General features: G+C 46.9%; 4 protein-coding genes. 3 read left to right on the top strand and 1 reads right to left on the bottom strand.

Features of this window, described 5'->3' with window-relative positions:
* Window positions 1-45: 45 nt before the first annotated feature.
* A complete protein-coding gene (locus tag QUA47_RS28935) occupies window positions 46-2,463 on the top strand; it encodes a HEAT repeat domain-containing protein (RefSeq protein WP_333433322.1) in 2,418 nt (805 codons plus the stop codon).
* A gap of 342 nt (window positions 2,464-2,805) precedes the next feature.
* Window positions 2,806-5,622: a preprotein translocase subunit SecA gene (gene secA, locus QUA47_RS28930; RefSeq protein ID WP_333433321.1), complete on the top strand. Its 2,817-nt coding sequence runs from the start codon at window positions 2,806-2,808 to the stop codon at window positions 5,620-5,622.
* A gap of 329 nt (window positions 5,623-5,951) precedes the next feature.
* Here secA and QUA47_RS28925 read toward each other — a convergent pair whose 3' ends face one another.
* Window positions 5,952-7,673 carry an NB-ARC domain-containing protein gene (locus QUA47_RS28925; RefSeq protein ID WP_333433320.1) on the bottom strand — a complete coding sequence of 574 codons (1,722 nt, stop codon included), beginning with the start codon at window positions 7,671-7,673 and terminating at the stop codon, window positions 5,952-5,954.
* A 923-nt stretch (window positions 7,674-8,596) separates the two neighbouring features.
* On the opposite strand from QUA47_RS28925, the gene QUA47_RS28920 reads away from it, so the two are divergent.
* On the top strand, window positions 8,597-10,201 hold the full coding sequence (locus tag QUA47_RS28920) for a calcium-binding protein (RefSeq protein ID WP_333433319.1): 1,605 nt from the start codon (window positions 8,597-8,599) through the stop codon (window positions 10,199-10,201).
* Window positions 10,202-10,367: the final 166 nt, after the last annotated feature.

Here is a 10,367-nt window from a genome sequence, read left to right as displayed (position 1 = left end):
CTTTTCTTGTTTTCTTGACCCTACATTAGATTCTTCTGAGTCCTTGTGTCAAGCCTAATTGAGATGCTCTTACCCTGTGGATTGGATGAGGTTGTGGAAGAATCCAAGCGCTATGCGGTGGTGCAGCAAATTGAGAATTTTTTGGGGCAGTATCATCAAAATCTGGCAATTATTACTTCTCGCCCTGCGGGTTACAAACGCGATTTTTTTAATACTTCGGAGTTTGAACACTATCAGTTACAACTGTTTGATGATGCTAAGGTTGATGAGTTTATTAATCGCTGGTACGACAGTCGCGTTCGAGATCCGGCGGAAGCTCAACGTCTCAAAGATAGCATTAAGAAAGCTCTGGATGAAAACGATCGAATTAAATTGTTGGCGAGAAATCCGCTATTGCTGACAATCATTGCTTTGATTCACCGCTATCAAGCGGAACTGCCGAGGGCACGCCACAAGCTTTATGAAAAAGCTGTGGATACACTGTTAAAGAATTGGGATGCTTACAAAAACATCACAGAGAAGTCGGTATTCAAATATTTAGATGCAGAGGATTTACGGCGGCAGATGGAAATTCTCGCCTATTGGATTCACACTCAGGGTAGTACGCCTAATCCTGAAGGCGGGACGCTGATTGCTAAGGAGGATTTGTTAGATCAGTTAACTCAGAATCCTGAAGGCGGGACGCTGATTGCTAAGGAGGATTTGTTAGATCAGTTAACTCAGAATATTAAAGCCAAAAAACAGGTTGAACGGTTCCAGGCAAAAGAGGAAGCTAAACGATTTGTTGATTTTATTCAACAGCGGACGGGATTGCTCAACGAACAAGGGCAAGATTTGTACGCTTTTGTACACAAGACTTTTCAAGAATATTTGTGCGCTCAGCAAATCGGCTATCACGCAGATGATGAGGATAATTTTGAGTTTGTTCTCGAGCAGATTCGAGAGCATTTGCATGACCCCCACTGGCGGGAAGTGTTGCTGTTGTTGATTGCTCAACAAAAACCGAAGAAAGCGGCGAAAGCGATGCAAGCAATTTTGGCGGCGAATAGCGAGTATGAGCAATGGTTGCACCGCGATTTGTTTTTTGCTGGCAGTTGTCTTGCTGAAAATATTAAAGACTTAAAAGTGACAGATTCTAGTCTAACTATGAAGATTTTGGAGAAGTTGGTTGAGTTGGAGGTAAGGGATGAAAAACAGGTTGGTGACAGAGCTCGGTCTCAGGTTTTGCAAATCCTTTGCAGTATGAGTGAGACTGAGTTTGAGGCGCAAACTTTGCAACTTTTGAAAGCAAGGGGCATTAATGAAAATCGCTTGTGGAAATATCAAGCAGCTTTAGGGGAAAAAGAAGCTGCCATAACTGCCATGCTACTACGCCTCGAAGAGGGGAATGAGGATGTGCGTAGGTCGGCAGCATTTAGCTTGGGCGGGTTGGGAAATGCTTCAGAAACTGTCATCAATGCCCTGCTGTTACGTCTGGAAAAGGGGGATAACTCAGTGCGTCGTCAGGCAACACGAGCCTTGGGTAACTTGGGAAATGCTTCAGAAACTGTCATCAATGCCCTGCTGTTACGTCTGGAAGATCGGGATTACTCAGTGCGTTGTCAGGCAGCATCTGCCTTGGGCAACTTGGGAAATGCTTCAGAAGTCGTCATTAATGCCCTGCTGTTACGTCTGGAAAAGGGGGATAAATCCATGCGTCGTGAGGCAGCATCTGCCTTGGGTAGGTTGGGAAATGCTTCAGAAGTCGTCATTAATGCCCTGCTGTTACATCTCGAAGATCGGTATAACTCAGTGCGTTACTCGGCAGCACGAGCCTTGGGTAACTTGGGAAATGCTTCAGAAGTCGTCATTAAGGCCCTGGTGTTACGTCTCGAAGATAGCGATAACTCAGTGCGTCCTGAAGCAGCATCTGCCTTAGGCAGGTTGGGAAATGCTTCAGAAGTCGTCATTAAGGCCCTGGTGTTACGTCTCGAAGATAGCGATAACTCAGTGCGTCGTGAGGCAGCCTCTGCCTTGGGTAGGTTGGGAAATGTTTCAGAAGTCGTCATTAATGCCCTGCTGTTACGTCTGGAAAAGGGGGATAACTCAGTACGTCGTGAGGCAGCCTCTGCCTTAGGCAGGTTGGGAAATGCTTCAGAAGAGGTCATTAATGCCCTGCTGTTACGTCTGAAAGATGAGGATAACTGGGTGCGTCGTGAGGCAGAATTTGCCTTGGGCAGGTTGGGAAATGCTTCAGAAGCCGTCATCAGTGCCCTGCTGCAACGTCTCGAAGATGGGCAGGGCTTGGTGCCTTACTCTGCAGCATTAGCCTTGGGTAAGTTGGGCATGAAATCGAGTGACGTTTTGCCTGCTGTCGTACAATGGATCGATCGCCATCAGGATGTCAAATATCTCGGCTTAGGTATTGATGTGTTGTGGGATTTGGTAGCGGGTGAGGGAAATCGATCGCCAGTGGATTTTTAGAAGTATGTAGCTTTTGCGCGAGTAAAACCCGATCGCACTTCCGGAAATTTCACCAAAAATGCGATCGGTCTGCTGTTTGACGATTAGGGCCCTCCATCCCCTTAATAACCCGGAACAGAGGTCAACTATTCCATCGAAAATCCAAAATCTAAAATCTAAAATCGATCGATTATTCAATCTAAAATCTAAAATCGAAAATCCAAAATCGGTCGATCGCCCGCAGCCACGGCCGAGGAGAGCCAATGGTTGCTACAATCGGGGAGGGTATATGTTGTGGCTAACACTACAGCCCGTAACCCTGAAAGCTAATAGCTAAATTATTAAAAATCTGCCTCTCCTGCCATGTTTAAAAATCTGCTAGGCGATCCCAACGCGCGCAAACTTAGAAAATTTCAGCCTTGGGTAGCTGATATCAATATCTTGGAACAAGACTTCCGCGCACTCTCAGACGACGACCTCAGAGGCAAAACGGCGGAGTTTAAAGAACGTCTGGCAAAAGCTAAATCTCTCAACGAAGAGAAAGAGATCCTAGACGAAATCTTGCCCGAGGCTTTTGCAGTGGTGCGGGAAGCAGGACAACGGGTTTTAGGAATGCGCCACTTTGATGTCCAACTCCTCGGGGGCATTATCCTGCACAAAGGCCAAATTGCCGAAATGAAAACCGGTGAAGGCAAAACTCTCGTGGCGACGCTGCCGGCTTACCTCAACGCCCTCAACGGTAAAGGCGTACACATCATCACCGTCAACGATTATCTCGCAAGACGGGACGCGGAATGGATGGGACAAGTGCACCGCTTCCTGGGATTGACTGTGGGACTGATTCAGCAGGGCATGGATCAGGTGGAACGAAAGAAAAATTATAGCTGCGATCTTACCTACGCCACTAACAGCGAAGTCGGCTTTGATTATTTGCGCGACAACATGGCTACTGTCATGGAAGATGTAGTGCAGCGTCCTTTTAATTTCTGCGTGATTGACGAGGTTGACTCGGTGCTGATTGATGAAGCACGGACGCCTTTAATTATTTCCGGCCAGGTGGAACGCCCCAGTGAGAAGTATATACGGGCGGCTGAGGTAGCTGCTGCTCTGAGAAAGGAAAATGAAGAACATTACGAGGTTGACGAAAAGGCTCGGAATGTGCTGTTGACCGATGAAGGGTTTGGTGAAGCTGAGCGGTTGTTAGGTGTTACGGATTTGTACGACCCGGCTGACCCTTGGGCGCATTATATTTTTAATGCGATTAAGGCGAAGGAATTGTTTATTAAGGATATTAACTACATCGTCACTCCCGATCGCGAAGTCGTGATTGTGGATGAGTTTACCGGCCGGGTGATGCCGGGACGCCGCTGGAGTGACGGTTTGCACCAGGCGATCGAAGCGAAGGAACGCGCGGAAATTCAGCCGGAAACTCAGACGCTGGCGACGATTACTTATCAGAATTTCTTTTTGCTTTATCCGAAGCTGTCGGGGATGACTGGGACAGCGAAGACAGAAGAAACCGAGTTTGAGAAGATTTACAATCTGGAAGTGACGCTGGTTCCCACTAACCGGATTACCAGCCGCACAGACCTTTCGGATATGGTTTACAAGGCGGAGGCTGGGAAGTGGAATGCGATCGCCCAAGAATGCGCGGAAATGCACGAGATCGGTCGGCCGGTGCTGGTGGGCACTACAAGCGTAGAAAAGTCGGAGTTGCTGTCGCGGCTGCTGCTGGAACGGAAAATTCCTCACAATTTGCTTAATGCTAAACCGGAAAATGTAGAGCGGGAATCAGAAATTATCGCTCAAGCCGGACGCAAAGGTGCTGTGACGATCGCGACCAACATGGCGGGACGCGGTACTGATATTATTTTGGGCGGTAATTCTGAGTACATGGCGCGCCTCAAGTTGCGGGAATATTTTATGCCCCGGATCGTGCGGCCCGAGGATGAAGACGGGTTTTCGGTGGTACAAGTACCGGGTATTAGTGGCCGCCCCGCACCTCAAGGTTTTGCTCCGACTGCGAAAAAGGTAAAGTCTTGGAAAGCTTCGGCGCAGATTTTCCCTACGCAGCTATCGAAAAATGCCGAACAAATGCTCAAGGCGGCGGTGGAATTGGCGGTGAAGGAGTACGGCGAGCGATCGCTCTCGGAATTGCAAGCCGATGATATCGTGGCTATAGCTTCGGAAAAAGCGCCGACAAAAGACCCGGTAATTCAAAAATTGCGGGAAGCTTACAATTTAACTCGCAGCGAATACGATGCTTTTACCAGCACCGAACACGATGAAGTCGTGCGGTTGGGAGGCTTGCACGTCATCGGTACTGAACGCCACGAATCGCGCCGGATCGACAATCAGTTGCGCGGCCGGGCGGGACGCCAAGGAGACCCGGGTTCAACACGGTTTTTCTTGAGTTTGGAAGACAATTTGCTCAGGATTTTCGGCGGCGAACGGGTGGCCGGTTTGATGAAGGCTTTCGGTGTTGAGGAAGATATGCCGATCGAATCTGGAATGCTGACTCGTTCCCTCGAAGGCGCTCAGAAAAAAGTCGAAACCTACTATTACGATATCCGCAAGCAGGTATTTGAATACGACGAAGTGATGAACAATCAGCGTCGAGCAATCTATGCGGAACGTCGCCGAGTATTGGAAGGTTTGGACTCCAAGGAACAGGTAATTAGGTATGCCGAACAGACGATGGATGACATCGTGGGAGCATACATCAATCCCGATTTACCTTCGGAAGAATGGGAACTCGACAAACTTGTGAGCAAGGTGAAGGAATTTGTTTATCTGCTGGCTGACATGACACCGGATCAGCTAGAAGATTTGTCCGTTGAGGAAATCAAAACTTTCTTGCACGAACAAGTCCGCAATGCTTACGACATCAAAGAAGCGGAAGTTAATGCAATCCGATCCGAATTGATGCGAGATGCGGAACGGTTCTTTATTTTGCAGCAAATTGATACTTTGTGGCGGGAACATTTGCAACAAATGGATGCTTTGCGCGAGTCTGTAGGGCTGCGCGGTTACGGCCAGAAAGACCCGTTAATCGAGTACAAAACTGAAGGTTACGAACTGTTTTTGGACATGATGACGGATATTCGCCGTAATGTGGTTTATTCGCTGTTCCAGTTCCAGCCGCAGCCGGCAATGCAAGTTTCGCCAGAGATGGTTTGAAAATAGTTAACTGTTGACTGTTAAAAAATGGGTAAGGTGGGCAATGCTCACCCAGCCCTGTCCATGCCTAACTCAAGCGAGTTGTTAGCGGAGACAATAACAGCAGCAGGCGATCGGCTGAAAGTGAAACTCATCTCTCAAATCGGTTAACTATCTGGCCTGTCCTTTGCGGCTCATCATTAGCCTAGCTTCTGGGAGTTGTCACAACTGAATTTCACCATTTGTAGGGCCCATCGCTAACAGTTTTCAATCTCAACTAAAGGCGACTGACAAACCACTACCAAAGTTTTCAGCAAAAACAGAACTAGCTAAATCAGCACCAGCAAAGTTTATTTAATGTAAATTTGCATCGGTAAATAAGCTTCCCGAACCGTTAAATTAGAAAAATCCCAGCCGTTTAAATCTGTCTGTATCTGCCGCAGGAGATTAATAACATTCCCAGCCGCATATCCCGTTTCCCGTGCTGGCTTTCCTCGCAGAGATGTAAGAATGAGATTGAGCTGATTTTCTAGCGATCGCTGGCTTTCAAAACAAGAGAGTAGTCGCTTGGCAATGGGGTTGAGAATCAGGCGAGATTGAGTATCCCTCACATAGTCTTTTGCTTGAGCTTTGATGAGAGGATGGCTCTTGAAAAGGTCAATTTTAGCAGTAATTATTTCTTGGCATATCTGTTCGATTAACTGTTCTGTTATGTATTCCATGACGACGGGTTGTTGAGTAAAGCCACCTGTGGTTTTTTTAATGAGCGATCGCCTTCCAAGAGAAGCAAACGTCTCTAGGAGTTCCGTTGGCGACAGTTCTATTACTAAACCTTTCTGCACTTCTAAAAATGAGACTGGCTCTCGATTGATGGCGACGCAGTACATCAGCTCTTTTTCTAAAGCAGATAGGCGATTGAACTGTCGGTCTAAGAGATTGCGAATATCATCAAAGATTAAGGTAACTTGGTTTAATAATTCTAAGAAATTAGAAAGACTGCTATCAAATAAATCTCGAATAACAGGAGCTACCATTTTTAATGCTAAGGGATTCCCAGCATAGTGTTCAATTAGCGCTTTCCATTCGGATTCTGACCCTGAAAAAGCACCCTTGTCTTGAAAAATTTTCTTTCCTGCTTCTGTGGATAAACCAGGCAGTTGTAATGAGCGGACGGGTAGGGTTTTTCCTTCCTGTGTTGCTAGTTCTTTCGGCTTCTCCCGACTGGTTAACACAATGGTACTTTTATGGGGGGTTTCGGCCAGACAGCTAAGCAATTGACCGTAACCTTCATATCCTTCTCGATAGCCACCCGTGCGATCGCCCGATCGCAAAATTGACTCGGCATTATCGATAACCAAAAGACAGCGCGAGGCTCGTAAATATCCAAGTAGCTGCGATATTCTGCCCTCTACAGTATCCGAAACAACCGTTTCCTTGTGTTTCGAGAGAAATTGAATCAAATCTGCTAGAAGGTCGAGGAGGGGTGGAGCGTTGCGGAGACTTCGCCAGATGACATAATCAAAATGCTCCTGAATGCGTTTTGCTATCTTGACGGAAATCGCCGTTTTGCCGATGCCGCCCATACCCAATACCATCACTAGACGGCAGCGATCGCGCACGAGCCACTGCTCTAATAAAGCTAGTTCTTCTGTACGTCCATAGAAATCACAGACATCGATCGCCTCACCCCAATCTTGACATTTATTGGCAGTCGATCCTTCAACTGTTACCCAGTGAGCAGTAGTGTCACTTCGATCGGCTTGAGTATTTCTAATCTCATCAATAGAGGTACTGTTTGATGGGGCTGTGACTACTTGCATTTGTGGTGCCTTTCGCCGCCAGACTGAGTGAACGTTACTTTTATTAACCTTTTCCCCAAATACTCGACTGAGGAGTTGCCACAATTGGAAGCCGACGAGTTTGATGTACTCAGCATCATAACCAGCCGTCTTAGCAATCTCTGGATAAGAGCGTCCTTCCCAAGTGTGCCGAAATACTAGCTCTTGAATATCGTTGAGCTGTTCTGGTTGAAGAACGGATTCTAAAAAAAGGAGGGCTTCGTCAACAGTCATTTATTTATAGAAAATTAGCAATTTCGACCGGATCACCTACATTGGGAATTTTGAGGTTCCCGCCAGGGGATGGTTGCAGTAGCCAAATCACTAGGCTAATGGGGTGTTCCCCTGATAATCATTATAACGCGCAGGCAAAATACTAACTATTTATAACTTTTTATCACATACGCCACCGCCATAACTGGCTTATTGTTGAATCAGGTGGATTTAGCGAGAACATCTCAACTCTAATAGGAATGACTATTCTAGCAGTTGCCTCGATAGTTAGGACAATTTTAAATGTAGGGCTGCGGGGGAGCGGGTGATAAATATCTGGGCTGGGTACATTCATATCCAGGTGTTCAGACCCCTACTAAATCACAACTACCTACTTTTGTCTGTCAACTTGTCCTAGCTATCCTGGCGGTTGCTATAAGAAGAGTATTTGGGACGGGCGCAAAACTCAGGTGTCAATTCTATGTTTAACAGGGAAATGTATGAATTACTATACCAATTGTTGATCAGGTCTAAGTTCAGCAATTTGTACCAAGATTAGTTTATTAGGGGCATTTACTTGTGTTTCAACAAGGTGCGATCGCGTTCTGTAATACCTACCGATAAAGCTAGCATCTAGTTCCAGATTTCAGCATGACTGCACAGATGACTCGCGCGAGATGTGGAGGAATATCTTAGGGCTGTAGGTTTGTGCGTGCGTTCAGTGACCGGCACAAACTAATCCACAAATTCCTAGGCTTTGCCAGAAGAAGAATGCTGAGTTAGGACAATTGAAACATTAATTATCCAATTCTTTTTGGGTTGAGGTAAACTCCAAGGGCAATGTCTGTCAATTTTTCCCGTCGATTAGATTCTAAGAACTGATTAACTTTAGTCACTAAACCAGTGTCTAACCATCCAAGCAAACTTGATTGAGGAATAAAAGAATGAGCGGTTACAGTGTATTTAGACAAATCCCAGGGGGTACTGGAGGTGATACTGTTCGTTTGCCGAACATAGTCGCAAATCAGCGTACTACTATCAATGTAATAACTGGGAACAAAGATAACTTTACCCCTTTTTTAACTGTCAATAATCCTAGCGGAGTCGAGGTTGGAAATGGTAACGGTGCCACTTTTACCCCCCCAGTAGGCGGTGAGTTCACGGGGATTGTTCGGGACAATACAGGGACAGTTAAACAGACAACGCCGTACACAGTCGAAGTGAATTTAGAGCCGAACAAGCTTAACGACGATCGCAATGGTGAGACTCCAGCCGTTAACCCTGGAACTTATTCAGGGTGGGTAGGTTTCAGTGACATGAGTGACAACTACCGCATTGAAGGGTCGGGTGTTGGTAAGTTGACGGCGACTCTGACAGGTATAGATGGTGAAGTCGCTGTAATATTACGGGACCAAACTGGATTTGAAAAAGCTAAAGCAGACGCAAAAACTACGGCGAATGAAATTAAATTGGAGTTTCTGATACCTTCACCGAACGAAAGATATTTTTTGGAAGTTGCTCCTAAAGACATTAAGCTACCTGGTAGTGGTACGGGTCAGGGTAAGAATAACAGTAGCCAATACACTCTCAATTTGGCATTTGCTACTCTCACACCACCTGTTACACCGCCACCTGTTACACCACCTGTTACACCACCTGTTACACCACCACCTGTTACACCACCTGTTACACCACCACCTGTTACACCGCCACCTGTTACACCACCTGTTACACCACCTGTTACACCACCACCTGTTACACCACCACCTGTTACACCACCACCTGGTGGTACATCAACTGCTGGTACACCTGTAGCGATCGCGGCACCTGCAATCAATGCCCCCGCCCCAGGCAATCCTACCGGACAACCAGCAAACACTGTTAGCGGTCAGTTTTACAACCTCTCGGACGATAATGACAATACTGTGCTGTCATCACTTCCTCCGGGTGCTGCTGGCAAACAAATATTGGCGCTATCTGGCAGCGACAATATTACCGGAACCAGCGGCATTGATAACATTAACGGGATGCAAGGAGCCGATACAATCGACGGAGGGGTAGGCAACGACATTTTGTCCGGCGGTAAAGGGTCGGATGAGATTGACGGCGGTGCTGGCGACGACCAAATATTCGGCAGCAATGACAACGATACTCTCACTGGAGGAGAGGGCAATGACAATATTCGGGCCGGTAAAGAAAATGATGTCCTGACTGGCGGTAACGGCGACGACTTACTGAGTGGCGATCGCGGTCAAGACGTCCTCACAGGTAATGGCGGACGCGATACATTTATTCTAGCTGGGGGGCAGGCGGCAGCAGCCCGCTTAGCAGATGCAGATGTGATTGTAGACTTTACTAATGGGGACAGAATTGGTCTAACTGACGGAAATACATTTGCCAGCCTCACCTTTGAAGCTGTAAGTTTGAATCTGAATGGAGGATCTGCTGTCAGTGCTACGGCAATTAAACTCGGTACTAACTATTTGGGTATCGTTCAAGGGGTTGCTCAAAGCGAGCTGACGACAAATGTTTTTGTTGTAAATGTATAGTTTGTGTAGCACAGGCTTGGCGGGTTCTACTTGAGTGGAATTAAGTGCGATCGCCTTTGAGTTTGACTTGGGGGCGATCGCACTTTGCTTTAACCCTCTTTTGTCACTCTCGTGGTAGTATAAGCAGTGACACACCCCAAAAGCATTGCCAGTCCTATGGTAGAGC

This window comes from Microcoleus sp. MON2_D5, from assembly GCF_036701905.1.
Classification (GTDB): domain Bacteria; phylum Cyanobacteriota; class Cyanobacteriia; order Cyanobacteriales; family Microcoleaceae; genus Microcoleus.
Note: the sequence above shows the minus strand (reverse complement) of the source record. Positions and strands in the feature narration are given on the sequence as shown.

What these genes read in the sequence shown, in the direction of transcription:
- secA (WP_333433321.1), top strand. Translation starts at nt 2,806, where the DNA reads ATGTTTAAAAATCTGCTAGGCGATCCCAACGCGCGCAAACTTAGAAAA.
- QUA47_RS28925 (WP_333433320.1), bottom strand. Translation starts at nt 7,673, where the DNA reads ATGACTGTTGACGAAGCCCTCCTTTTTTTAGAATCCGTTCTTCAACCA.
- QUA47_RS28920 (WP_333433319.1), top strand. Translation starts at nt 8,597, where the DNA reads ATGAGCGGTTACAGTGTATTTAGACAAATCCCAGGGGGTACTGGAGGT.